This is a genomic window from Brevibacterium linens, assembly GCF_003999335.1.
GTDB classification, from domain to species: domain Bacteria; phylum Actinomycetota; class Actinomycetes; order Actinomycetales; family Brevibacteriaceae; genus Brevibacterium; species Brevibacterium linens.
On sequence record NZ_CP026734.1, the window covers coordinates 2,631,304 to 2,657,569 of the forward strand.

Below are 26,266 nucleotides of genomic sequence, written 5' to 3' on the forward strand. Positions count from 1 at the left end.
ATCCGGCGCCGCAGGGACGAAGATGGATACAGCACCCCAAACCCCGTGGGGGCCACGCCGAAACTGCCCCGAGAGAAAGTCGATCATTGACCGAGACCATCCGCAACGCCCGTGCCGCAGCTCTGCCCGCCAAACTCTCCCGGTCCTGGCTGCTCGTCAACGCTGCGAAGGAAGAGATCTTCACTCCCGCGCAGACGTCGGAAGCGGACTCCGTCATCTTCGACCTCGAAGCGTCCGTCGCCGACGACAAGAAGCTCGAGGCACGTGACAATGTCGTGCGCGCACTGAAGAACGGAATGTCGGCCTGGGTGCGCATCAACAAGATGGAATCCGAATTCTGGGACGATGACCTCGCCGCGATCGCCATGTTGCCCGGTCTGCGCGGAGTCATGCTCCCGGAGACCGAACGGCCCGAGCAGGTCTCCTACACCGCGATGCGTGCGAAGGCGGGCCTGCCGGTCATCGCACTCCTCGAATCGGCGCGTGGAGTGGAGAACGCCACGAAGATCGCCGAGGCGCCCGGCACCTTCCGCCTGGCCTTCGGCACGAACGACTTCCGCAAGGACACGGGCTTCTCCGGCGATCCGATGGCCCTGGCCTACGCCCGTTCGCGCCTGACGATCGCCTCCCGCATGGGCGGACTGCCCGGTCCCATCGACGGACCGTCGGCCGCCGATGCCGATGATGAGAAGGTCTGGGCCGATGCCGAGGTCACTCACATGATGGGCATGACCGGAAAGCTCGTGCTCACCGTCGACCAGGTCAACACCCTCAACGAGGCAATGAGCCCGAGCGAGGACGAACGCGATTGGGCCCGCCAGATGCTCGAAGCCGCCGAAGGCGGATCCGAGATCACCGACGGCTCCTACCTGCCCCGCCTGGCCCGTGCGAAGAAGATCGCGTCCCTGGCTGACACCTACGGCCTCTGGAACGCTTGAGCCGACAGCCGTCCTGGCTGCTGTGGGCAACACTGCCCGCCGTCCTGTTCATCATCGCCTTCGGACTGTGGCTGCACCTCGAACGCATCGGACCCACCCCGATCGATCAGGCCTGGCTGGAGCTCGTCGGCCTCACTGAGGGCTCGGTGCCGTACTGGATCGCCGTCGTCCTCGCCGAGGTCGGCGGCGGGACCGGTGTGGTCATCTGCACCACGCTGCTCACGGGCTTCTTCATCCTGCGCAGACGCCTGCGCTCGGCGATCGTCCTCGTCACGACGATGCTCGCCGGCATCGCCGCCTCGGAGATCCTCAAGGCCGTCGTCACCCGCCTGCGCCCCGGCGATCAGCTCTACGATTCCTTGGGCTTCTCCTACCCTTCGGGACATTCGATGGGCGCTGCCGCACTGGCCATGAGCCTGGCGATCATCGCCTGCCGCCGCCATCAGCTGCGCGGATCAGTCGCCCAGGCAGCAGAAGCTCAGGCACCGAGGATGGGCTTCTGCTGGTCATTCCTCCTCGCCGCCGTCTGGATCCTCGCCATGATGTGGTCGCGGACCGCGCTCCAGGTCCACTGGCTCACCGACACGATCGCCGGCGCCTTCATCGGCATCGCCGTCGCCGTTCTCGTCGACGAGTTCTGGACCCTGACAGCACAGAGGACCCGCTCACCCCGCTTCGCTCTCTGGCTTGCGGGGTGAACGGGTCGTCCGGCGTGAGGGTCTCAGTCCTCCTGGAGTGAGACGCCGGTGAAGGCCGAGGCGTTCACGGCACCGGCCACAGCCTTGACGACCTCGTCCGAGACGACCGAGTCCACGGCCAGGACGGACAGCGCCTCGTTGCTCGTCGACGCGGGCGAGACCTGCATTCCGGCAATGTTGACGTTGTTCGCGCCGAGTGCCAGACCCAGCTGACCGATGATTCCCGGACGATCCTCGTAGCGGAAGATGAGCAGGTTGTCCGTCAGCTCGATCTCCAGCGAGTAGCCGTCGACCTCGGTGAGCTTCTGCACGAGCTTCGGACCGGTCACGGTGCCCGACACCGAGATGCGCTGCCCGGTGCTCGTCGTCGCGGTCAGGCGGGTGATGTTGCGGAACGATTCGCAGTACGGATCCGTGACGAGTTCGACGCCGATTCCGCGCTCTTCGGCCAGCAGCGGAGCGTTGACATAGGAGACCTGGTCGGACACGACGTCCTTGAACAGGCCCTTGAGCGCGGAGAGCTTGAGGACGGAGACGTCCTTGTCGGCGATCTCGCCGTTGACCTCGACCTTGAAGTGCGTGACCGAGGAGTCGGCCAGCGCGTTGACGACCCGGCCCAGACGCTCGGCCAGGGGAATGCCCGGACGCACATCCTCGTGGATGGCACCGCCTGCGACATTGACCGCGTCGGGGACGAGTTCCCCTGCCAGAGCCTTGCGCACGGACTTCGCCACGGCGACGCCGGCCTTCTCCTGTGCCTCATGAGTCGAGGCGCCCAGATGCGGGGTGACGTTGACGGCATCGAGATCCATGAGCGCCGAGTGCTCCGGCGGCTCGACGTTCCAGACGTCGATTCCGGCGCCGCCGACCTCACCCTTGGCCACGGCCTCGGCCAGGACCGCCTCGTCGATGATGCCGCCGCGGGCGACGTTGATGAACCGGGCGCCGGGCTTGGCGGCTTTGAGCTCCTCGGTGCTGATCATGCCGACCGTCTCCGGCGTCTTGGGCATGTGCACGGTGACGAAGTCGGACACGGCGAGCAGACCGGGCAGGTCGAGGACCTCGACGCCCATCTGAGCCGCACGAGCCTGAGTGATGTAGGGGTCGTAGCCGACCAGACGCATGCCGAAGGCCTTCGCGCGCTCGGCGACGAGTCCGCCGATGCGGCCGAGGCCGACGATACCCAGAGTCTTCTCGTAGAGTTCGACGCCGGTGTACTTCTTCCGGTTCCACTCCCCCGCCTTCAGCGAGGTGTTGCCGGCGCCGAAGTACCGCGCGGATCCCAGAATGTGGGCCATCGTCAGCTCGGCTGCGGAGATGATGTTCGACGTGGGAGCGTTGACGACCATGACACCCGCCGAGGTGGCTGCGGGCACATCGACATTGTCGAGTCCGACTCCGGCACGGGCGATGACCTTGAGGTTGTTCGCAGCGTTGATGGCTTCGGCGTCGACCTGCGTGGCCGACCGGACGAGGATCGCATCGGCGTCCGCGATGGCGGGCAGGAGCTGGGATCGGTCGGCGCCCTCGGTGTGACGGATCTCGAAGTCTCCTCCGAGAGCTTCGATGGTGGCCGGTGACAGTTCTTCGGCGATGAGCACGACGGGCTTGGGCACTGATTTCCTCCTGTTGCGTCCGGGACGCGTCCACCTTATGAGACTTTCAGGAATCCTTCACAAGGTCTCAGATTCTGGGAACAATCGCTCAACAGACAGTGCTGCACGCTCAGAATCCGTGGCGCGCTCAGAACCCGTTCGGCGAATACGGCGCCCGGCCCAGGCTGAACATGGCGCTGGCCAGCACAGCGGATCCCGGCGTCTGCTCGTCGATGCGTCCCGCCCGGGCGAGGATGACGGGATCGGCGCCGCCGAGGTAGAGGGACCCGAGCTCGGCGATGCCGAGCCCGAGGTCAGCCGGTGTCGAATCGGAGGCGGGGGTCACCTCGGCGTTCTCACCGTCCGAGGTGATCGTGAAGCGTCCACCGGCGAGGTCGAGCGAATCGTCGATGTCGATCGTCAGTGTCCCGGGCACGTACCAGGGCCGGGCCTCGAGCGCGGCCTTGACGTCGAGGATGCGGATCCAGATGTTGTCCTCGCTCGCAACGGTCTTCACACGCCTGGAATCGGTGAGCAGCCACGGCAGCGGGGAGTATTCGGCGGACTCGCCGAAGGTCACTCGGGTCGACAGGTCGATGGCGGCGAGGAACGACCACAGCGAGGCGTAGGCCGCATCGGTGGCGGCCACGAAGTCGATGATGTCGACGGTCGGCGGGGTCTTCGACCAGCCGGCGAACTTGTAGGAGACATAGCCGTCGGGCTCGCCCTGCTCGTCGAAGTGCAGGGCCGCGCGGACGCCTCGATCCTCTTCGCCGGTTTCGGTGTTGAGTGCACCCGTGGCGCGTTCGATGTAGGTCTGCTGACGCTCCATGGCGCCGGGTGAGGTCCGCATGAACTCGCCGTAGATCTTCGGAGCCAGTTCACGCAGCTCGCTCGGCAGGCACATCTCGACGCGGCGATCGGGTTCGCGCACCATCTTGAAGCCGGGCGAGGTGTCGACCTCGATCGAACGCAGCCAGGTGGCCACACCGAAGCCGAAGCGCGAGTAGATTCCGCCTTCGGTCGCGGTCAGTGCGGCGAACGGGTAGCCGTTCGCCTTCGCCTCGGCGAGGTCCGTGGTCATCAGCGACCGCAGCAGACCGCGCCGGCGATGGGTCGGGCGCACCGTGATCCAGGTGATGAGGTGACCGGGCACCAGCCGTCCCCCGCCGACGTTGACGAGCTTCTCGAACCACGCGAAGGTCGCCACCGGGATCGAGGCGTCGAGGCCGTGCCCGAACTCCTGATCGGCATAGACGGCGGTGAGATTGCGCCCATCGGCGATCGCCCGCTCGACCCGGTTGAGCAGGGCCGCATCGGTCGACCGAGGGTCATGGAAGCCCACGCTCGTCGAGGCGAAATAGCCCTTCGTGCGCTCATCCGGTTCGCCGGTGGACGCGTCGATGGTCGGCTTGAAGTCTTCGAATCTGTAATTCGTCACACATCCACAGTAGTCCACATGGTCCGCCGTCGGGGGATTTTCCCTATCGATGTCGGGCGACCCCCGAGTTCCGCAACCGCTGATGGAATCGGCCGGCACGGCACCATGGGATCGCCGAGGTGAATGCGAAAGAGCCCCGGACACCGAGCGGCATCCGGGGCTCCTGTGTACAGGACCGAGTGATCAGACTCAGCGAGCGGCAGTGCCCTCGGTGTAGTCGTCGTCGGAGTCCTTGAGCCATGCGAACATCTTGCGCAGCTCGCGGCCGGTGGACTCGATCGGGTGCTGCTCTTCCTTGGCGCGCAGCTCCTTGAACTCCGGTGCGCCGTTCTTCTGGTCGTTCATGAAGCGCTCGGCGAACTTTCCGTTCTGGATGTCGTCGAGGACGCCCTTCATGTTCTCCTTCACCTCGGACGTGATGACCCGCGGGCCGGAGACGTAGTCGCCGTACTCAGCGGTGTCGGAGCAGGACCAACGCTGCTTGGCGATGCCGCCTTCGACCATGAGGTCGACGATGAGCTTGAGCTCGTGGAGGACCTCGAAGTAGGCGATCTCGGGCTGGTAGCCGGCCTCGGTCAGGGTCTCGAAACCGTACTGGACGAGGTGCGAGACACCGCCGCAGAGCACGGTCTGCTCACCGAACAGGTCGGTCTCGGTCTCCTCGGTGAAGGTGGTCTTGATGCCGCCGGCGCGCAGGCCGCCGATGCCCTTGGCGTAGGACAGGACGGTGTCCCAGGCCTTGCCGGAGGCGTCGACCTCGACGGCGACGAGCACGGGCACGCCGCGGCCGTCGACGAACTCACGACGGACCACGTGGCCCGGTCCCTTCGGGGCGACCATGATGACGTCGACGCCCTCGGGAGCCTTGATGTAGTCGTAGCGGATGTTGAAGCCGTGGATGAACACGAGGGTCTTGCCGGGAGCCAGCTGATCCTTGATCTCGTTGTTGAAGATCTCGGCCTGAACCTGGTCGGGTGCGGCGATGGTGATGACATCGGCCCATGCGGCCACCTCGGCGGGGGTTCCGACCTCGAGGCCTTCGGCCGCGGCCTTGTCGCGGCTGGGCGAGCCTTCCTTGAGGCCGATGCGGACTTCAGCGCCGGAGTCGCGCAGGCTCAGCGAGTGGGCGTGGCCCTGGCTGCCGTAGCCGATGACGGCGACCTTCTTGCCCTGGATGATCGACAGGTCTGCATTGTCGTCGTAATAGCGTTCTGCTGCCATAGTTCTAGCTCCTTATGCTTACGGGGTGATGTCCCCATTGTTTCACAGTTCGGTATTACTGCTCACGTTTTGAGATGTCGGGGGGTTCCACAAGTTGGAACGCGAAAATCTTCGCCGAGGCGGCCGCGCGGTCGGTCGTGACCGCGCGGTTCCGTATTCTTCGTCAGCTGCGCAGTGTTCGTCAGCTGCGCAGGGCACGGTCGGTGATCGACTTCGCTCCGCGGCCGATGGCCACGGTTCCCGACTGCACGATCTCCTTGATCCCGAAGGGTTCGAGGACCTCGCGCAGCGCTTCGACCTTGCCGAGCTCACCGGTGGCTTCGATGCTCACGGAATCAGGTCCGACGTCGACGATCTTCGCTCGGAACATCTCCACCGCCGAGGCGACCTGCGGCCGTGTCGCAGCATTTGCCTTGACCTTGTAGATGATGTGCGCGCGACGCACCGAGGACTCGGGTTCGAGCTCGACGATCTTGATGACGTTGACGAGCTTGTTCAGCTGCTTCGTCACCTGCTCCAGGGGAACATCGTTGACGTCGACGACCACGGTGATCCGCGAGAGCTCTTCGTGCTCGGTGACGCCGACGGCGAGGCTGTGGATGTTGAAGCCGCGGCGGGCGATGAGCCCGGTGAACCGGGTGAGCACGCCGGGCTTGTTCTCGACGAGGACAGAGAGTGTGTGTCGGCTGTTGTTCATTCCAGGCCTCCTTCGATCTGAGCCACGGAACGCACCGTGCCGTCTTCGTTCGCTGCGGCCTCGGCGATGGCGGCCTCGGCTTCCTCTTCGCCCTCTCCATCGAATTCGGGACGGATGCCGCGGGCGTATTCGATCTCGTCGTTCGACACGCCTGCCGCGACCATCGGCCACACCATCGCATCCGGTGGGACCGTGAAGTCGAGGACGACCGGTCGGTCGTTGATCGACAGCGCCTTCTCGATCGCGGCGTCGACGTCCTCGTTGCGATCCACGCGAATCGCCTCACAGCCGTAGGCTTCGGCCAGTTTGGCGAAGTCGGGGATCCGGATCGTCTCGTGGCCGGTGTTGAGGTCGGTGTTCGAGTAGCGGCCGTCGTAGAACAGGGTCTGCCACTGGCGGACCATGCCCAGCGACGAGTTGTTGATGATCGCGACCTTGATCGGGATGTTGTTGAGCGCGCAGGTGGCCAGTTCCTGATTCGTCATCTGGAAGCAGCCGTCTCCGTCGATCGCCCACACCACACGGTCGGGCTGGCCGACCTTCGCACCCATGGCCGCGGGCACGGAGTAGCCCATGGTGCCGAGTCCGCCGGAGTTGAGCCAGGACTTGGGGCGCTCGAATTCGATGAACTGAGCAGCCCACATCTGGTGCTGTCCCACTCCCGCCGCATAGACCGCCTCGGGGCCGGTGAGCGCGGAGATGCGGGAGATGACGTACTGCGGATCGCACAGTTCGCCGTGTGTCTCGTAACCGAGCGGATAGGTCTGCTTGAGACGGTTGAGGAAGCGCCACCACGGTTCGCGCTGACGCTCCAGGGCCTTGGGGAACTTGCTGCGCATCTCTGCGAGCATCTCGGAGAGCACCTCGCGGGCATCGCCGACGATGGCCACATCGACCTCGCGGTTCTTGCCGATCTCGGCCGGGTCGATATCGGCGTGGATGACCTGGGCGTTCGGGGCGAACGAGTCGAGCTTGCCGGTCACGCGGTCGTCGAAGCGGGCACCGATCGCGATGAGCAGATCGGCCTTCTGGAAGGCAGTGACCGCCGGTACGCTGCCGTGCATTCCGGGCATGCCCAGGTGCAGCTGATGCGAGTCGGGGAAGGCTCCCCGCGCCATGAGCGTGGTGACCACGGGGATGTTCGTGGCCTCGGCCAGGCGCAACAGCTCCTTCTCGGCCTCCGAGCGGATGACGCCGCCGCCGATGTAGAACACGGGGCGCTGGGCCTCGGACATCAGGCGCGCGGCCTCGCGGATCTGCTTGGCGTGCGGCTTGAGGATCGGGCGGTATCCCGGCAGCACCGGCTCCTCGGACCAGACGAACGGAGCCGTGCCGGTCTGCGCATCCTTGGTGATGTCGACGAGCACGGGTCCGGGACGGCCGGTGGTCGCGATGTGGTAGGCGTTGACGAGCACTCCGGGGATGTCCTCGGCGCGGGTGACGAGGAAGCTGTGCTTGGTCACCGGCATCGTCATGCCGACGATATCGGCCTCTTGGAAGGCGTCGGTGCCGAGCAGCGACGAGGCCTGCTGTCCGGTGATCGCGAGCATCGGAACGGAGTCCATATTCGCATCGGCCAGCGCCGTGATGAGGTTCGTCGCGCCGGGACCCGAGGTGGCGATGCACACGCCGAGCTTGCCCGATGCCGCCGCATAGCCTTCGGCCGCATGGCCGGCGCCCTGCTCATGGCGGACGAGGATGTGCCGTATCTTCTCCGTCTCGAACAGCGGGTCATAGGTGGGAAGGATGGTGCCGCCGGGAAGCCCGAATACCGTGTCGACCTCGAGCTTCTCGAGGCTGCGGACGATCGCCTGCGCGCCGGTCAGGACCTCCGGGCCGGTGTTGCGGCGAATGCTGGACGGTGTGGCTGTGACCGGCGTGGACGCGGCTTGAGTGCCCGTGTCCTTCGCGGTCGAGGGCTTGGCTGCCATCGATTCCTATCCTTCCTGGGTTTCCTTCTCATCTCCGCATGAAAAAAGCCCCTCCGGATTCGGTAGGGGCGCGCGGAACGTGTCGTCTGGACAGGCTACGGAAGATCCGCGCGCTGGTGAATAACGACGACAAGAAGGTGAGTCATACCTCAATAGTTCCCCGCAGCACTCGAGGGTGTCAAACCTCGTCATCGTTCGTCCCAACATCCGAGACCTAAAATGGTTGTCATGCGAGACTCACCGAGGCGGCGCCGCGTCGACACCTCCCCACCGGTCGTCTGCCGGCCGGCGATATTCAGCGCACGCGGTGACATTCAGCGCACAGAGAAACGGGAAGTCCGTTTGCCGGAATCGTGGAATCGGTCACAGTCTGCGACTAGGCTGGATTCTCGTGCGCCCCCTCCTCCGTTTCTGGCCTGATCTCCGCTCCCGCATCGGCGTGTACGTCCTCGTGCTCGTGCTCACTCTCCTGGCCAACGGAATCCAGCTCATCGTCCCGGTGATCACCGGCCACATCGTCGACGGACCCATCGCCCACCGAGATCTGTCCGCCCTGTGGCTGCCGGTCCTCGGGGTGCTGCTCATCGGCATCGCCGAGGCGGTCGGCATGTGGGCCCGGCGCATGGTCGTCGCTCCCGTCGTCTCGGCCTGGGAGGTGACGTGGCGTTCGCGTCTGTTCGACCGTCTGCAGTACACCTCGGTGGCGATCCATGATTCCTGGGAGTCCGGCCAGCTGCTCTCACGCGCGGTCAATGATCTGTCCCAGCTGCGACGCTTCTTCGCATTCGGGCTGCCCTTCCTCCTGTCCACACCGATCGTGCTCGCCGTCGGCACGGTGATGCTCGTGATCATGCAGCCGGTGTTCGGCCTGATCATGATCCTCATGGCGGTGCCGGCGATCATCGCGGTCGCCGTCTTCGAGAAGCACTATCGGGAGACCTCCCGTCGGTCGCAGGACACCATGGGCGAACTGACCACCGACGTCGAGGAGTCCATCCAGGGCATCCGCATCCTCAAGTCCTTCGGCCGCTCCCCCTGGGCCGCCGAACGCTTCTCCGAGATCTCGACCCGGCTGAAGTCCCTGGAGGTCCGCAAAGCGAAGCTCGACTCCTGGCTGTGGAGCGTGCTACTGCTGCTGCCGACCCTGGCTCAGGCCGCGATCGTCGCCATCGGCACGTGGGGCGTCATCGAAGGCTGGACGACGATCGGCACGGTCGTGGCGGCGGTGACGATCTCGATGGTGCTGCGGATGCCCATCGAGATGCTCGGCTTCCTGCTCGCCGATGCGCTCATGGCGCTGACCGCCGCCGGTCGGTATTGGGAGGTCATCGACATCCGCCACGACATCACAGACACCGACGGCGGGGTCGACGATGCCCCCGAAGTCGGCCGCTACCGCGGGAGGCTGCGCTTCGACGATGTCGATTTCCATTTCGCCGATACGGAGCGGCTGACCCTGCGGGGCCTCGATCTCACCATCGAACCCGGTCAGACCCTCGCCCTCGTCGGGGCGACGGGCTCGGGCAAGACGACGCTGGCATCGCTGGTGCCCCGGCTCCAGGATGTCTCCGCCGGCACGGTGAGCATCGACGAGGTCGACATCCGGGACATGCCGGTCAACGAGCTGCGCCACCTCGTGTCCGTGTCCTTCGAGGATCCGATCCTGTTCTCGACCTCGGTTGCCGAGAACGTCGAGATGGGCGCCCCGGGGGCGAGCGAGGCGGAGATCTGGGAGGCCCTCGAGATCGCGGCGGCGAAGGATTTCGTCTCCCGCCTGCCCGAGGGACTGGATACGCAGGTCGGCGAACAGGGTCTGTCGCTGTCCGGCGGTCAGCGTCAGCGCCTCGCCCTGGCTCGCGCTGTCATCGGCCGTCCGCGCATCCTCGTCCTCGACGACCCGCTCTCGGCCGTCGACGTCGACACCGAGGATCGGGTGCAGCGGGCCCTGCGGGAGATCCTGCCGGATTCGACGACTCTCATCATCGCCCACCGCCCCTCCACTGCGGCGCTGGCCGATGTGGTGGCCGTGCTCGACGAGGGCCGGATCGCGGCGCTGGGCACCCACGAACAGCTGCTCGAGTCCTCGAAGCTCTACCGCGAACTCATGGGGGCGAGCGCGAACACCGCGGCGCACACGCATCCGGGGGCGGCCGCCTCGGCGACGGAAGGAGGGACACCATGAGCATGCCCCGTCTCGATCGCGACGACGAGATCGAGTCGCTTCCGCCGGACATTGCCAAGAAGGCCCGCGCCCTGCTGATGTCGCTGGTCAGGCCGCATTCGGCGATGATCATCTTCCTCGCCGTCATCGTCGTCCTCACCGCGGCCCTCATGGTCATCGGGCCGGTGTTCATCGCCGATGCCCTCGATCAGGGCGTGCCCGCCGCCATCGACGGAGACATGGGTCCGCTCATCCGGGCGGTCACGTTCTTCGTGGTCTCCGCGGTCGCCTCGGCGATTCTGGCGTTCACCTCGACCAGGCTCGTCGGGATCACTGCACAGAAGATCCTCTTCACTCTGCGCGAGCGGGTGTTCACTCATGTGCAGCGTCTGGACCTGGGCTATCACGAGAAGTCGACCTCGGGTCGGCTCGTGTCCCGGCAGACCTCGGACATGGAATCGGTGCAGCAGTTCCTGTCGTATTCCCTGTTCGAGACGGCGCTGGCGGTGCTGCAGATGCTGTTCATCGCCGTCACGCTCGTCGTCCTCGATGTGCCCTTGGCGATCGTCGTCTTCGCCGGTTTCGTGCCGCTGTTCTTCATCACGAAGGCCGCGCATTCGACTCAGCGCAGCGCCTACCGGCGGACGCGGACGTCGATCGCGAAGGTCATCGTCCACTTCGTCGAGACGATGGGCGGCATCCGCGCCGTGCAGGCGTACCGCCGTCAGCCCGAGCGGCGCGGGACGCTGAGCGATCAGGATGCGCGGTATCGGGATGCGAACACCGATGCCCTGCGTGGGGTGGCCTGGTTCGCCGGATGGACGCGGCTGATCGGCAACATCACCCAGACGGTCATCATCGTCGTCGGTGCGTGGCTCGTCATCGAAGGATGGACGCAGATCGGCGTGCTCGCCGCGTTCATCCTCTACCTGCGCCGTTTCTACGGCCCGCTCGACGAACTCGTCCAGGCGTTCAATCTCTACCAGTCCGCCTCGGCGGCGTTGGAGAAGATCGCGGCGGTCCTCGACACCGACCCCGAGGTGGTCGAACCGACCCAGCCGAAGGCTCTGCCTGCGCACGCGAGCGGTGGCGCACCGCCTGCGGACAATGACGCCGCACCCACACGACCCGCCACTGGACGTTCCCTCGATCTCGACGGCGTCCGCTTCGCCTACGCCGACGGACCCGATGTCCTCCCCCGCTTCGATCTGCACATCCCCGCGGGGCAGATCGTCGCGCTCGTCGGCGCCACCGGCGCGGGCAAGTCGACCCTGGTCAAGCTCGTCACCCGGTTCTATGACCCCAGCGTCGGTCGGATCACCCTCGACGAGGTGGATCTGCGTGACCTCGATGACGGACAGCTGCGGTCGTCGGTCGTCATGGTCACTCAGGAGTCGTTCCTCTTCGCCGGCACGATCGCCGACAACATCCGCATCGGCGATCCTGGTGCCAGCGACGAGGCAGTCGTGGCGGCCGCGACCGCCGTCGGTTTGGATGCGTACATCCGCCGACTGCCCGAGGGCTATGCCACGGATGTGAAGAAGCGCGGCGGTCGCCTGAGTTCGGGACAGCGTCAGCTCGTGTCCTTTGCCCGGGTGTTCCTCGCCGATCCGGATGTCGTCGTCCTCGATGAGGCGACCGCTCACCTCGACATTCCGTCCGAGCGGCTGGTGCAGAACGCTCTGGCCACGGTGCTCGAGGGCAGGACCGCGATCATCATCGCCCACCGCCTGTCCACTGTCGAGATCGCCGATCGCGTGCTCGTCATGGAATCCGGTCGGATCATCGAGGACGGCACGCCCGACGAACTCATCTCCGGGACGGGCAAGTTCGCCCAATTGCACCAGGCCTGGCGCGACTCCCTCGTGTGAGGTCACTCGCTGATCAGCGGCACGAACCGATACCACCCGTGACGAGTGATCGTCAGCTCGTCGGCACCGAGCCCGTCACGGATGATTCGGAGCATCTCCCCTGCGACGGGAATGACCATGGTGGCGCCGAGGGCCAGCTGATCGACGAGCTCGGCGGGCAGGGATTCCGCCCCGGCGGAGACGAGAATCCGGTCGAACGGGGCCTCGGCCGGGAGACCGAGGGCACCCGGAACGGCTGCGTGGATGGCCACCTCGGCGAGGGCCTCCCGGTCTGCGGAATCGGCAGTGACGGCGTCGATGGCCGCCTGCGAGGAGTCGACGAGCTCGGGATGGCGTTCGACCCCGAGCACCCGCCCGGCCGGACCGACGAGGACGGCGAGCAGCATCGAGGACCACCCGGAGCCTGATCCGAGGTCGAGGACGGTCTCACCCGGCTGCGGATCGAGGAGTCGGAGCATGTCCGCGACGGTGCTCGGCTGCGAATTCGTCTGTCCGTGCCCGATCGGCAGGGGCACATTGTCGGAGGCGTTCTGTCGTTCCGCCACCGGCAGGAACGGTTCGCGCGGAACACGGGCGAACGCCTCGGCGATTCGATCGTGCGTCGCATCCGATGTCATTGCTCCTCCGATCGACGGCGGTCTTCGGTACCTCCCATTGTGCCGATCCGCGCTGAGGGCACAATGGCGCCACCGAGTATCGTTGTGCCGTGACTCAATCCGATCTCGCCCGCGCCCAGAGCCTCATCACCTCGATTCCCGACTATCCCGAACCGGGAGTGATCTTCCGCGACATCTCCCCGCTGCTCGCCGATGGCCCGGCGATGCGGGCCGTCACCGAGGCGCTCATCGAACCGTTCGCCGGACAGTTCGATATCGTCGGCGGACTCGAGGCCCGCGGCTTCCTCTTCGCCGGTGCCATCTCCGCGATGACGGGAGTCGGAATCCTGCCGATCCGCAAGGCCGGCAAACTCCCCCGCCCGGCTGCCGCCGTGTCCTACACCCTCGAATACGGCACCGCCACGATCGAAGGCCCCGATGTCCTGACGAAGGGCGAGCGCGTCCTCCTCATCGATGACATCCTCGCCACCGGCGGGACGCTCACCGCTGCTCAGTCCCTCGTCGCCGACCTCGACGCCGAAGTCATCGGCTCGGCAGTGGTCCTCGAACTGAGCGAACTCGGTGGTCGCGAACATACGGGTGAGGTGCACACCCTCTTCGTGGAGTGAAGCCTGCGCCTCACAGATGGACGATGTCGATGGCCCCACCGAGACCGACGAACGCCTGCGCGAAGACGGGGTCGGAAACCTCCGTCAGTGGGATCACCGTGACGGTGATCGGTGCAGTGCAGACAAGGCCCAGATCGCCGCCGCGGAGTCCACCGGCAAGAGGCGCGCACAGGAGGAGGGGCGAAGCTGAAGGCAGGTCAGCCGCTGTCTGTCAGGACCGCCACTGACGATCACTGGCACGTGTCGTACAGTGCTCGCAGCTGATCCTCAAGAGTCTGCGCGGAAGAGGCGGACTGCGAGTCTGGCTCCTCACCATAGTCGCATCCGCCCACATTGACCCATCCTGGATTCCACTGACTGTTCGGGCCCGTGGTGAGATTCCAGTGGAAGTCCCAGGGCTGAGGGTTGACGGTATCGATGCGTTCGATCTTCTCTCTCAGCTGACCGACGGCTGCCGGCCCGTCATGGACTTCAACGCGGTAGCTCGACACCTGGTCGTCTTCGATCCTGATCTCATCGGTCTGGCCGAGAATCGGACTGATTGCCGTCTCCTGACGATTCTGCGCCTGTTCCGAGTACGGGAAGGCCACCATCCACTCAGCCCGAGATGGAGCCTTTGTTCTCAGCTCAAAGCTCTCGGAGCCGAGTTCTGCCCGCACCACACTGAGTGTCCTGAAGGGGCCACTCTGCACAGCCGTCAGGCGCAGCGAATCGTCAAAGGGATTCTGCTCGGACTGTTGATCCCACTCGATTCGGTCGGCGGACAGTTCTGACGCGAGCGCAAGAAGATGCGGTGTTCGCTCCTCCATGATGTCGCTGCTCGTGGAGTCTCGCATCTCGATGACCTGGTGCGAAATCACGAGCGTGAGCTCTTGGTCATAGCGATCGAATTCGCTGCCAGTCTCCTGATCGAACGTGGCGGCGACCTCGACAGCCTGATTGTGAGTCGCATCGGTGGACATCGTGACGGTGTGTGCCAGCAACCGACCCGAATCGAAGCCGTTCTGGTAAACAGTTCTGACATCTTCGACCCCCGGTTTCGTCGACAGGACCCCGCCGATGTCATGTGCGCGGTCGCTGAGGTCCGGCCCGAAACACCCGGACAAGCCGACAGTCAAGGCGAGTACAGCTGCGCCCGCTGCGATCGTCTTGCGAAAACCTGCTCTTCGTCCCACCATGTCTCGAACCTATCGGACGCACACACGCTTCCGTGGTCATCACGTGTGCCAGTCTCGACACCGAGCGCTCCGAGCCGAATCGAAACAGGGAGAAACAGGCCGAGACTGGGAATGATCGCCACCGACCCTGTCGTTGTAGGGTCGCAGGGGGCTCACCTTCAGATTCCCGTCCCCGCGGAGGTCTCCCACAAGGATGTCTCCCACGCACCATTCCAGTCCGTGACGAAAGGCGTACACCATGACGGTTCCCACACTCACTCTCAACGACGGCAAGACGATCCCCCAGCTGGGCTTCGGCGTCTTCAAGGTCGACCCCGACGAGACCGAACGCATCGTCACCGACGCCCTCGAGGTCGGCTACCGTCACATCGACACCGCCGCCGTCTACGGCAACGAGGAAGGCGTGGGCCGGGCCATCGCGAAGTCCGGAATCGCCCGTGACGAACTCTTCATCACGACCAAGCTGTGGAACGACCGCCACGGTGCGGAGGAATCCAAGCGCGCTCTCGGTGAATCCCTGGAGAAGCTCGGCCTCGACCACGTCGACCTCTACCTCATCCATTGGCCGACCCCTGAGAACAGGAACTCCGTCGAGACCTGGGAAGCCTTCCCCGGCTACCGCGATCAGGGTCTGACCACCTCCATCGGAGTCTCGAACTTCGACCACCGTTTCCTGCCGGAGATCCTCGACACGGGCATCATCCCCGCCGTCGACCAGATCGAGGTCCACCCGCAGTTCCAGCAGGTCGAGACCCGTCCGCTGCTCGCCGAGCACGACATCAAGATCGAAGCCTGGGGTCCGCTGGGCCAGGGCAAGGTCGACTACGCGAACACCGTCATCGGTGAGATCGCCGCCGCCCATGAGAAGTCCTGGGCCCAGGCGATCATCCGCTGGCACCTGCAGAAGGGCCACGTCGTCTTCCCGAAGTCGAACAACCGCGACCGCATGGAACAGAACTTCGACGTCTTCGACTTCGAACTCACCGACGCCGAGGTGGCAGCCATCGACGCGCTCGAAAACGGCGGCCGCGTCTCGGCCGATCCCGCCGAGGTGAACTGACCCAGTCGGGTTGAGCAATGCGAAAGCCGCCGGAGAGTTCTGACTCTCCGGCGGCTTCGTCGGTCTCAGGGCGCTGCCCACACGGCGGCGGTCACGCTGTCGGCCGGCCGTCGACGCCGAGGACGACGGCGTCGATGAGCACCGGTCCGTCGGCCTGCAGCGCCTCACGGTAGGCGGTCTCGAACTCTTCCCGCGTCGTGGTCCGGCTGGCCGGGACTCCGTACCCCTGCGCCAACGACACGAAGTCGATCGTGCCCAAGGTCAGTCCCGGCGTATCGGGAACGCCCATTCGCTCGGCGAATCCGGAGAGCGCACCGTAGCCGGAGTTGTTGACGATGACGAAGATCGTCTTCGTGCCCAACTGGGCAGCCGTGTACAGAGCCGTGAGACCGTAGTTCGCGGACCCGTCGCCGACGGTGGCGACAATGGTCTTCTCCGGGGCACCGATCGCCAAACCCAGCGCGACCGGCAGACCGAAGCCCAGTCCGCCCGAGGCCGGGAAGTGGTACATCCCGGGCCGGTCGATGACGATCCGCTCGAGGTAGTCGAGATCGAGGGTGGTCGTCTCATTGACGTAGACGACGGAGTCGTCGACGTGATCGTTGAGGACGTCGAGCACCTCGGTGCCGGACATTCCCTGCTCCGACTCGGCAGGTGCGGTGACGACCCGAGACCCACGGTCGCCTCGGCGAGTTCCTCGGTCCGTCGTCGCCTCTGCGAGGTCGGCGAGCGCGGTCGCGACGTCCGCGATGACGGCGCGCCCGAACGCTGCCCGTGTCGCCTCCCGCGGATCCTGGGTGATCTGGATGACCTCGGTGCCCGGCTCCAGGTAGTTCGCCGGTTCCCAGCGGTGGTATCGGAAGGCGGCGGCTCCCATGACGAGGACGACATCGTGGCCGGCAAGCCGGTCACGCACTGATTTGATACCTGGGACGAGGACGCCGTCGAAGTTCGGGTGCGTGGTCGGGAACGGACAGCGAGTCGGCGAGGGAGCGACGAAGACCGAGGCGTTCAGGCGTTCGGCCAGCACCATGGCATCCTCATAGACCGTCGAATCAGCGACGGCGGCGGCATCGACCTGCGGCCCGAGGACGAGGGCAGGGTTCTGTGCCCCGTCGAGGACGTCCGTGAGCTCGCGAAGCAGCGAGGTCGACATCGTCCCCGCCGTCGCCACCGACCGCTGCGCCAACAGTGCGTCGTCGGGAAGCGCCGACTGGTCCCAGTCGTCGAGTGGGACGGACACATAGACGGGACCGCTGGGCTGGGTGGCCGCCTCGAGGACCGCCTGCGACAGGGCGCGGGGCACGTCGAGGGCCGACAGCGGCTCGTGCGAGTACTTCACCAGCGGGGCGGGCAGCGTCGAGGCATCGACGCTGGCGAGCATCGTCTCCTGTCCGACGGTGCGGCGCACCTGCTGACCGGCGAGGACGACCAGCGGAACGTGCCCGTAGTGGGCGTTCGTCAACGCACCCATGCCATTGCCCGACCCCGAGGCGGCGTGCAGATTCACCAGCGCCGGGGCTCCCGTGGCACGTGCGTATCCTTCGGCCATGCCGACGACGACCTGCTCATGCAGACCGAGGACGAATCGGAAGTCGTCGCCGAGACCGGCGAGGAACGGCAGCTCGTTCGAACCGGGGTTGCCGAAGATCGTCGTCATCCCATGGGCACGGAAGACCTCCAGACTCGCATCGAGGACTGTCTTCCCGCTGTCGTCTCTGTCGGATTGGTCGGCCATGGTGCCTCTGCTTTCGTTCGTAGTGCTCTCGCGGAGGGGCCGAGTTGTGTGGCACCTCTCTCACCTCACCATATCCGTTGGCGCGATCGAGTCGGCTCAGCCCAGCACGCGGATCGGCTCTCCTGCGATCCAGGCTGCGATGTCCTCGTTAGATTGCAATCGCTTCTACCGAACCCAAGTTAATATCTATTTCGTTCCATACACAACAGAAGTTAATATTAAAATCCGATATAGTTAAGTAACATTTCGATAAATTGGTTCAAACAACTTTCAGCCCTAGGTATAGTTTTCCGCATCGTTGATTAATGATGAGTCAACGACGTGGACCCAGACGAGAATATGAGGATCGCAATGTCAAAGCTAACCAAAATTTGCACGCTGGGCGGTACTGCAATCGCCACGTTTATATTGTCAATAGGCGCGTTTGGTGCGCTTAACAGCCAGATCATCTACACGGACGAGCCGTCAGCTTCACCCTGCGGCTCCCATGGTAACTGTCTCATCGGCAGGGATTTCTGCTAAACAACTATGCAGGAGTCTGACGCACCAATAGGATACGCGCCATCGGTTACTCCTCATCTATGAATTTGGTAATGCCGAGGATAGAACATCCTTGTGAAGTGAGAAAACGTTAGCGCCGATGTTGGTGTAGATCATTTACCAAGATTCCCTCACATATACATTTCTCATCCCGAGAAACCTATCTTCCATCAGAGTTCGGCCCCGTACCGTCGACCGATCTAGCCCGATATTCGATCTTGCCGACTAGAGCGTATTGGGCCACTGCTGGTCGTCGACGACTGAGTAATCACTGAACCACCCTTTGGAGCAGAGACCACTGTTATGAGGACACTAAGGGGAAACCTCGGTGGACTTACTAATCATATTGTTCCAGTCGCGGATGGGACTTCTATCGACGCCAACATCCAGAATCCCATCGATACCAGAAGCATGGCTTGCCGCTGGACTCCCCAGGTTCCGAGATCTGAACATTCTGCGGTGGCCGTCCACGCTGACGGAACTTTCGTGGTGACTGCGGATTCTTAGTCTTGGCTGGGCAACGGGTACGTTAGCTGTAAAGCCTCGCCCTCAGCGCCACAGTCCTAGAATCGTAAGTACGGGATGCAGCCCATAACGGGCGGTCCGCTATGTCAAGCAATGGATTTAACGTCGAAGTCTGGGGATCGCTCGCTCAGGGCTAGTTCGAATACGCGAGCACAGTGACAGGTAAGATCGCGTCGATCGATGTGCTCGAAAGCTGCGTCCCCCTTTCTGCCGATTTCGCGAGGTGGAATGAAAGTTGCCGATACGCTCGCGCCTGTATCCGGCACGCATTCTCAACCCAGCACGCGGATCGACTCTCCTGCGATCCAGGCGGCGATGTCCTCGACTGCCTGAGTGAAGAAGATCCGATAGGTGTCTTCGGTGACGTATCCCAGGTGCGGGGTGAGCACGGTGCGCGGTGTGCTGCGCAGGCGATGGTCCACCGGCAGCGGCTCTTCGTCGTGGACGTCGAGTCCGGCACCCCGGATCCCACCGGCCTCCAGCACGGCGATGAGTGCGTCGGTGTCGACGAGTCCGGCGCGCGAGGTGTTGACGAGGACGCTGCCCGGCTTCATCGTCTCAAGTTCGGCGGTTCCCACGAGTCCTCGACTGCGGTCGCTGAGCTTGTAGTGGATCGTCACCACGTCCGCCGTGGAGAACAGTTCGTCCTTGCTCACCGCGCGCACGCCCAGGGCATCTGCCCGTTCCGCGTCGAGGTTCTGGCTCCACGCCACGACGTCCATGCCGAAGGCAGCGCCGACCCGCGCGACCTTCGTTCCCAGTCGTCCCAGACCGACGACGCCGAGGCGGTGTCCGTCGAGGTCTCCCCCGACGCTCGTCTGCCAGCCTCCGCTGCGGACCGAGGCGTCCTCGGCAGGGATGCTGCGCAGAACAGAGAGGATGAGTCCCCAGGTCAGCTCCGGCGTCGCCGAGGTGGTCGACTCGGTTCCGCAGACCACGATGCCCTGCGGATGCGCCGCCTCCACATCGATGGAGGCATTGACCCGCCCCGTGGTCACGAGCAGCCGCAGATCCGGCAGTCGTGCCAGTCGGCCGGTCGTGAACGCGGTTCTCTCCCGCATCGCCACGACCACCTGGGCGCCGGTGAGCACCTTGACCAGGTCATCGTCGTCGACGATGGGACGGTGGACGAACTCGACCTCGGAGTCGAGACGGGACCAGTCCGCGAAGTCCGCGGCCACCTGCTGATAGTCATCGAGTACGACGATGCGCATGTCATTCCCCTCGGTCTGTCCGCGAGTCCGTGCGACGACTGCGTCGCTCCATCACCATCTGAACAAATCCTCGTGCAGACACGATCAGCGCCCCGCAGCCGAGACCCAGAGCACCAGCCGCAAGCCATGAACTGTAAGTCAGACCCGCGAAGATGAATCCAGCCACCGCAATGAGCCCAACCGGCCATGTCGGCAGATTTCGATGTCCCAGGACATCGCTCACCGCGACCGCGGCAACGGCCCCGATAACCACGATGGCGACATCTATCCAAATCACGAGACTAATCATATCGTCAAATTTTTTAGGATGCCTTGCTGAAATTGTCCAAATGTCGGATACCCTGAATGTAGTACACGTCACATCTGACCACCGTCGACCACAAGGGTTCCACCTGGAATGAAGACTTTCCCCAACCTGAGCAAACGACAAAGGAGTCTCAGTGCTTAGGTTCATGTCCATCCGAGCACTGACCTACCTGATTCTGGCATTCGTCGCCTCCAGCTTCGCCTACCTTCTGGCCGCAGGCCTGATGCATCCCGAAGCAATCCTCTACCCGCCTATCGCGAAGGAACCAGTCCCCCTCGAGACCGCACAGCAGTACTTGGATGCTCGCAACATCAATCCGGATGTGCCGCTGTTCCAGCGGTATGCGAACTGGCTCGGCGGATTGGTCCGCGGTGACCTCGGCGTCACCACAGGCACCAATAAGGCGATGGTCCCGGTCTGGGAAGAGCTGCTCAACCGTGTGCCCATCAGCCTGCGCCTGGTGCTGCTCGGTACGATCATCGGAACCGTTCTCGGCGTCGCCCTCGGAATGGTCTCGGCTGTTCGCCGCCGCTCGATCGACGACCGGGCCTTCACCTTCGGTTCGTTTCTCATCCTGGCCCTGCCGACACCGGTGATCATCCTCATCGTCCAACAGATCAACCAAGGTGTCCTCGACCTCACCGGCTGGGGCCTGCCGGCTATCAACCCCATCAATCCTCTCCTCGAGCCCGGGTCATGGGACGCGATCTCCTATCAGATCAAGGCTCTGGTGATGCCGACGATCGTTCTCACCGCAACTGCCGCAGCTTCGTATTCCAGATATATGAAAGTCACGGCCCTTGACGTGCTCGGCAGTGACTATCTGAGAACGGCTCGCGCGAAAGGGCTTCGCCGCGGCCAAGCGATGACACGCCACGGTCTGCGCATGGCTCTGATCCCCATGGGACAGTACTTCGCGTTTGCAGTCGGGGCGGCTTTCGCCGGCTCGCTGTTCGTTGAGCTCATGTTCAACTGGCAAGGCATCGGCCGCTTCGCCATTTCCTCGATTTCGCTGGCCGACGTGAACGGAACGGTGGGAGTTGTGCTCTACACAGCCGTACTGACCCTGCTGTCAGCAACCCTTGCAGATTTCCTGCAGGGCGTCCTCGATCCCCGTGTGAGGTGAGAGCATTGAGTAAAGATAGTTCAGGAGTCTGGAACACGACGCTCGACACACCCGATCCGACACATGTGCCAGATCCGGACCGGACCGACGAGAATGTTCACGTGCCGGCACCCCTCGGACGGGCGGCTCTCATCCGACGCAGGTTCTTCCGCAGCTCGGGTGCCTGGATCGGACTGACGACTTTCGTGCTGCTGATACTCGTCGCGATCTTCGCGCCGATGATCTACCAGTACGGGCCGTTCGAACGCGATCTCGCGAATTCACTGACCGGACCGACGCAGTACCATTGGTTCGGAGTCAACGAAAACGGACTCGACATCTTCGCCCGGACCATGCAGGGACTGAGAATCTCGCTGGTCATCGGTATCGGCACCGCCATCCTCACCTCGCTCCTCGCAATACTCGTCGGCACCGTTGCCGGCTACGTCAGCAGCAAAGGAAAATGGGGCGCGATTGCCGACGGGTTCCTCGTCAACCTGACGAACCTCTTCCTCGTCGTCCCCGCGCTTCTGCTGATGATGCTCTTCAGCCCGGCGCTCCAGCAGGCATCGTGGCTGTGGATGATCCCGCTGCTGTCTCTGTTCGCCTGGATGCTCACCGCTCGTGTCCTGCGCGCCATGACCCAGCAGCTGGTCAGGACCGAATACGTCGAAGCCGCCAAGTTCATGGGAGTCAATCCTGTCGTCAACATCCTGCGTCACATCATTCCCAATATCGCCAGCTGGATCATCATCGACACGACGCTCGGCGTCAGTGCTGCGATCCTCGGCGAAACCGGTCTGTCGTTCATCGGCTTCGGCATTCAGTACCCGCAGGTCTCGCTGGGAACCGTGCTCCAGGACTACAACATCTCAGCTCCGTACACCTGGATCCCGCCCGCAATGGTGCTCGCGGCGCTCGTCATCTCCATCAACATGATGGGCGAGGCGCTGCGAGACGCCCTCGACCCGACCAGCGATTCCAGCAGACTCTGAGGCCGATGACAATGACTGACACTGTGCTCACAGTGAACGATCTGAGCGTATCGTTCCCGTCCGAAACCAACACCGTTCATGCGGTCCAGAACCTGTCCTACGAGGTCAGGAAGGGCGAGGCCCTGGCGATCGTCGGGGAATCCGGTTCGGGCAAATCCGTCAGTTCGCTGGCCGTGATGGGGCTGCTGCCGGCCAACGCGAGCGTCTCTGGTCGCATCGACCTGCTCGGCCGCAACATGTTCGAGCTCAATGACAGACAACTGTCCACCCTCCGCGGAAACACGGTTTCGATGGTGTTCCAGGACCCGTTGTCGGCTTTGACTCCCGTCTACGAAGTCGGTCGACAGATCTCCGAGGTCGTTCGGATCCATCATCCCGAGGTATCACAAGCCAAGGCTGATGCGCGCTCGGTCGAACTCCTCGACTCAGTCGGCATCCCGGATCCGAGCAGGCGCGCCAAACAGTATCCGCACGAGTTCTCCGGCGGAATGCGGCAACGAGCCATGATCGCCATGGCGATCGCCAATGAACCCGAACTCATCATCGCCGACGAACCGACAACCGCCCTGGACGTCACTATCCAGGCGCAGGTGATGGACCTGCTCAAGTCGGCACAGGAAATGCTTGGTGCCGCCACCGTTCTCATCACGCATGACATGGGCGTGGTGGCCGGGTTCGCCGAGCGCGTCTTGGTCATGAAGGAATCGCGGATGGTTGAGGAAGGGGATGTCGAGGAGATCTTCTACAGCCCCAGGGAGAAGTACACCCGAGATCTCTTGGCCGCAGTGCCGCGTATCGATCTCGACGATCCGAGCGAATCGAAGAGCATCGCGGGTTCGGCGATGGCCAAAGTTGCTGAGGTCTCCGAGACCCTCCTCCCTCGGGAGAAGCGTCCCGTCGTCCTCGAGGTGACCGACCTCGAACGCATCTTCCCTATCACCAAGGGTGCGCTCATCCGTAAGAAGATCGGCGAGCAACGGGCCGTAGACGGCATTTCGTTCGACATCCGTGAAGGCGAATGCCTTGCTCTGGTCGGTGAATCCGGATCGGGTAAGACCACTACCCTGCTGGAGATCATGCAGCTGCGCAAGCCGCAGAAGGGCGCGATCAGGATCAACGGCAAAGACACTTCTTCGCTCACTCGCGCAGACCGAGCGACGATGCGCAGCGACGTGACGGTAGTGTTCCAAGACCCGATGGCTGCACTGGATCCGAGGATGCCGATCAGCGACATCCTCAAGGAGCCGATGCAGGTTCAGGGGTACAGCAAGGAACGTATGAATGAGCGGGTCGATTGGCTGCTGACGACCGTCGGCCTCACGCCCGAACATGCTTCTCGGTATCCGGCACAGTTCTCCGGCGGTCAGCGACAGCGTGTGGGGGTGGCTCGCGCACTGGCCTGCGAGCCGAAACTCATCGTTCTCGACGAGCCGACCAGCGCCCTGGACGTCACTGTTCAGGCCGGAGTGCTGAAGATGCTTGCCGACCTCAGGTCCCGATTGGGCGTGAGCTTCCTATTCGTCTCCCACGATCTGTCGGTCGTCCGTCACATCTCCGACCGCATCGCGGTGATGAAGTCCGGAAAGCTGGTCGAAATAGGAGACACCGCAAACGTCTTCGACGACCCGCGGCACGAGTACAGCCGCGAGCTGCTTGCTGCAGTTCCGATCCCTGATCCGGCCAAGGCCCGGGCTCGCCGCAGCACCACGATCGATGCCGAGGCGTTCTCCGGTTTTGGTGAGTCCCGATGACGAGAGAACTCATCGCTCTTGCCGGCTGTCACTCGCCCCCGGCCGTTCGACTGCGCGCCCGAAGAACCGTAAAGGAGCATCCACCAAGCAACGTCTCAAGAGCTTGACCACCATGTGAGTTCGTGGTGAGGACACCACCGGCTCAGCTTCTCAGCCCCGCACCGGCCGAATACCGTCGCAAGGCGGCGGCCTCGAAATCAAAGGAGATGCAGAAAATGATTCTCAGAAAGAAGTTCACCTGCGGAGTTGCCGCCATGGCAATCGCGGGTCTCGCGCTGGCAGGGTGTTCTCAAGCACCCGAAGGCGGCGGCAAGGACGGCGATGACAAAGCGCTCGACGCCAGCGCCAATGAGATCAATGCGAAAGACCGCGGTGAGGTCGGCGACGGAGGCGACCTGCGACTGACGAACAATGCGTTCCCCGCGAATTGGAACATCCTCAATCTCGACAGGTACGAGACCAATACCAACGACATGATGGATATGATCTATCCCGATCTATACAGCTACACGGCCGATGGCGAGGTCGTCCCGAACAAAAATTACACGAAGCGTCTCGACGTGGTCTCTGAGGATCCACTCGTCGTTGAGATCGAACTCAACGAGGGGATGAAGTGGTCGGACGGCACTCCGATTGACTACAAGTCCATTGAAAATGTCTTCAAGACGATGGACGGGTCGAAAAAGGACTACAACATCGTGTCCTCCGAGGGCTATGACCAGGTCAAGAAGATCGAGAAAGGCGACAACGACCTCACTGCCAAGGTGACGTTCAAAGAACCTTACGCGGACTGGAAGGGGCTGGCCGACGTTGCCCCCGACTCGCTCGTCAAGGATGCAAAGACCTTCAACGATGCGTGGGTCGATGGTCCGAAGGTCACTGCGGGACCCTACAAGGTCAAGAAGATCGATTCGAAGAACAAGACCGTCCAGATGGAGCCCGACGACAACTGGTGGGGAGACAAGGCTCCCCTGGATTCTGTCCTCATCACCACGATCGAAGATCCTTCGGCAGCGGCCTCCAGCTTCCAGAACGGACAGCTCGATGCCATTGAGACCACGGTTCCTGCCCAATACTCCGTCGTCAAGCCGATGATCGACAATGGTGCTGAACTGCGCCGCGCATCAGCACCAGACTGGAGCCACATCACTCTCAACGGTGAAAAGGGCGGACCGTTGGCTGACGAGACTCTGCGCCAGGCTGTCTTCAAGACTCTCGACCGTGAAGAGATCTTCCTTTCGGTCAACTCGACGATGCCTTACCCGAAGGACACCGAGCAGCTCAACAACCGCATGCTCATGACCAATCAGAACGGGTACAAGGACACCTCTGACGGTCGCGCCGATGCTGACGCGGGCGCCGCAAAGAAGATGCTCGAAGACGCCGGCTACGAGTACGACGACTCGGGCAAGGCGATGAAGGACGGCGAGCCGATCACACTCGAATACGTCTACAACGACGGTTCGAAGACGAACGAAGCAGTCCTGCCCGTTGTCCAGGAGAACCTCAAGGAGATCGGTGTCACAGTCAAGGAGCACAAGGTTCCGCCGACGGATCTCTTCGCCAAGTACATCGATCCCGGCAAGTACGATATGACGCTGTTCGGGTACTCAGGCAACCCGTTCCTCTCCAGCGGCGACTCGATCTGGAAGACCAATGGCGGCCAGAACTTCAGCAACATCGGTGATAAGGAAGTCGACAAGCTACTCAACAAGGCAGCGACTTCCACCGATGAAGACGAGCGAGCAGATCTGATGAATCAGGCAGACGATAAGCTTTGGGACGTCGCCGGCGTCATCCCGCTGTGGCAGTCCTACGACTTCTTCGTCGTCAACCCCGACCTCGCCAACTACGGCGCCTTCGGCTTCGAAAGCCCCGACTGGACGAAGATCGGATACGTCAAGGGATCTGACAAACTCAAGTGATCCTCAGGTGATTCTCGTCTGAGTGGCTGGGGCCGCTGCCGACAGGCAGCGGCCCCAGTTGCTTCCTCCGTTCCCTCTCCCTGCTTCGGCAGTGCCAACGGAAAACGCACAGAAGCGCCGAGGTGGCGCAGACGAATCGTCTGCGCCACC

20 protein-coding genes are annotated in these 26,266 nt (G+C 63.5%); 11 read left to right on the forward strand and 9 right to left on the reverse strand.

What is annotated here, in order from left to right; translation table 11 throughout:
- Positions 1-86 precede the first annotated feature (86 nt).
- Together CXR29_RS11930 and CXR29_RS11935 are read left to right on the forward strand one after the other, a co-directional pair.
- On the forward strand, positions 87-938 hold the full coding sequence (locus CXR29_RS11930; RefSeq protein ID WP_101553628.1) for an HpcH/HpaI aldolase/citrate lyase family protein: 852 nt from the start codon (positions 87-89) through the stop codon (positions 936-938).
- Positions 935-1,636, forward strand: coding sequence for a phosphatase PAP2 family protein (locus CXR29_RS11935; RefSeq protein WP_101595062.1), 702 nt, complete (start codon positions 935-937; stop codon positions 1,634-1,636). The genes CXR29_RS11930 and CXR29_RS11935 overlap by 4 nt, the downstream gene beginning before the upstream one ends.
- 23 nt (positions 1,637-1,659) lie before the next feature.
- On the opposite strand, the gene serA is transcribed toward CXR29_RS11935, so the two are convergent.
- The 5 genes from serA to CXR29_RS11960 form a co-directional block, all read right to left on the reverse strand.
- Positions 1,660-3,252 (reverse strand): phosphoglycerate dehydrogenase, encoded by a 1,593-nt coding sequence (gene serA / locus CXR29_RS11940; RefSeq protein WP_127364628.1) that lies wholly within the window; start codon positions 3,250-3,252, stop codon positions 1,660-1,662.
- A gap of 127 nt (positions 3,253-3,379) precedes the next feature.
- Complete coding sequence (locus tag CXR29_RS11945) at positions 3,380-4,672, reverse strand: GNAT family N-acetyltransferase (RefSeq protein WP_025779415.1); 1,293 nt, start codon at positions 4,670-4,672, stop codon at positions 3,380-3,382.
- A gap of 189 nt (positions 4,673-4,861) precedes the next feature.
- The gene (gene ilvC, locus CXR29_RS11950; protein WP_101553625.1) at positions 4,862-5,893 is read right to left on the reverse strand and encodes a ketol-acid reductoisomerase; all 1,032 of its coding nucleotides are present in this window, start codon (positions 5,891-5,893) and stop codon (positions 4,862-4,864) included.
- A 181-nt stretch (positions 5,894-6,074) separates the two neighbouring features.
- Positions 6,075-6,590, reverse strand: coding sequence for an acetolactate synthase small subunit (ilvN, locus tag CXR29_RS11955; protein WP_025779412.1), 516 nt, complete (start codon positions 6,588-6,590; stop codon positions 6,075-6,077).
- Entirely contained in the window at positions 6,587-8,521 is a 1,935-nt protein-coding gene (locus tag CXR29_RS11960; protein ID WP_101553624.1) for an acetolactate synthase large subunit, read from the reverse strand. The genes ilvN and CXR29_RS11960 overlap by 4 nt, the downstream gene beginning before the upstream one ends.
- A 391-nt stretch (positions 8,522-8,912) precedes the next feature.
- On the opposite strand from CXR29_RS11960, the gene CXR29_RS11965 reads away from it, so the two are divergent.
- A complete protein-coding gene (locus tag CXR29_RS11965) occupies positions 8,913-10,703 on the forward strand; it encodes an ABC transporter ATP-binding protein (protein WP_240811918.1) in 1,791 nt (596 codons plus the stop codon).
- Positions 10,700-12,553, forward strand: a complete 1,854-nt coding sequence (locus tag CXR29_RS11970) for an ABC transporter ATP-binding protein (protein WP_127364629.1) — start codon at positions 10,700-10,702, stop codon at positions 12,551-12,553. The genes CXR29_RS11965 and CXR29_RS11970 overlap by 4 nt, the downstream gene beginning before the upstream one ends.
- 2 nt (positions 12,554-12,555) lie before the next feature.
- On the opposite strand, the gene CXR29_RS11975 is transcribed toward CXR29_RS11970, so the two are convergent.
- A complete protein-coding gene (locus CXR29_RS11975) occupies positions 12,556-13,170 on the reverse strand; it encodes a protein-L-isoaspartate O-methyltransferase family protein (RefSeq protein ID WP_127364630.1) in 615 nt (204 codons plus the stop codon).
- Positions 13,171-13,259: 89 nt separating this feature from the next.
- On the opposite strand from CXR29_RS11975, the gene CXR29_RS11980 reads away from it, so the two are divergent.
- A complete protein-coding gene (locus tag CXR29_RS11980; RefSeq protein WP_127364631.1) occupies positions 13,260-13,778 on the forward strand; it encodes an adenine phosphoribosyltransferase in 519 nt (172 codons plus the stop codon).
- Between the two features lie 16 nt (positions 13,779-13,794).
- Positions 13,795-13,968, forward strand: coding sequence for a hypothetical protein (locus CXR29_RS17310; RefSeq protein ID WP_164742814.1), 174 nt, complete (start codon positions 13,795-13,797; stop codon positions 13,966-13,968).
- Between the two features lie 40 nt (positions 13,969-14,008).
- Here CXR29_RS17310 and CXR29_RS11990 read toward each other — a convergent pair whose 3' ends face one another.
- Positions 14,009-14,740 carry a hypothetical protein gene (locus tag CXR29_RS11990; protein WP_127364632.1) on the reverse strand — a complete coding sequence of 244 codons (732 nt, stop codon included), beginning with the start codon at positions 14,738-14,740 and terminating at the stop codon, positions 14,009-14,011.
- Positions 14,741-15,194: 454 nt separating this feature from the next.
- Between CXR29_RS11990 and CXR29_RS11995 the strand changes: the two genes are divergently transcribed.
- On the forward strand, positions 15,195-16,016 hold the full coding sequence (locus CXR29_RS11995; RefSeq protein ID WP_101595050.1) for an aldo/keto reductase: 822 nt from the start codon (positions 15,195-15,197) through the stop codon (positions 16,014-16,016).
- 91 nt (positions 16,017-16,107) lie between these two features.
- Here the strand turns inward: CXR29_RS11995 and mdlC are convergent, their stop codons facing one another.
- Positions 16,108-17,754: a benzoylformate decarboxylase gene (gene mdlC / locus CXR29_RS12000; protein WP_127364633.1), complete on the reverse strand. Its 1,647-nt coding sequence runs from the start codon at positions 17,752-17,754 to the stop codon at positions 16,108-16,110.
- Positions 17,755-19,091: 1,337 nt separating this feature from the next.
- Positions 19,092-20,033, reverse strand: a complete 942-nt coding sequence (locus CXR29_RS12005) for a D-2-hydroxyacid dehydrogenase family protein (protein WP_101553617.1) — start codon at positions 20,031-20,033, stop codon at positions 19,092-19,094.
- Between the two features lie 440 nt (positions 20,034-20,473).
- On the opposite strand from CXR29_RS12005, the gene CXR29_RS12010 reads away from it, so the two are divergent.
- From CXR29_RS12010 to CXR29_RS12025, 4 genes are all read left to right on the forward strand, one after another.
- A complete protein-coding gene (locus CXR29_RS12010; protein ID WP_241241434.1) occupies positions 20,474-21,466 on the forward strand; it encodes an ABC transporter permease in 993 nt (330 codons plus the stop codon).
- A gap of 101 nt (positions 21,467-21,567) precedes the next feature.
- Positions 21,568-22,440, forward strand: coding sequence for an ABC transporter permease (locus tag CXR29_RS12015; protein WP_240811917.1), 873 nt, complete (start codon positions 21,568-21,570; stop codon positions 22,438-22,440).
- Positions 22,441-22,445: 5 nt separating this feature from the next.
- Positions 22,446-24,191 (forward strand): ABC transporter ATP-binding protein, encoded by a 1,746-nt coding sequence (locus tag CXR29_RS12020; protein ID WP_240811916.1) that lies wholly within the window; start codon positions 22,446-22,448, stop codon positions 24,189-24,191.
- A 215-nt stretch (positions 24,192-24,406) separates the two neighbouring features.
- Positions 24,407-26,116 carry an ABC transporter family substrate-binding protein gene (locus CXR29_RS12025; protein WP_127364634.1) on the forward strand — a complete coding sequence of 570 codons (1,710 nt, stop codon included), beginning with the start codon at positions 24,407-24,409 and terminating at the stop codon, positions 26,114-26,116.
- Positions 26,117-26,266: the final 150 nt, after the last annotated feature.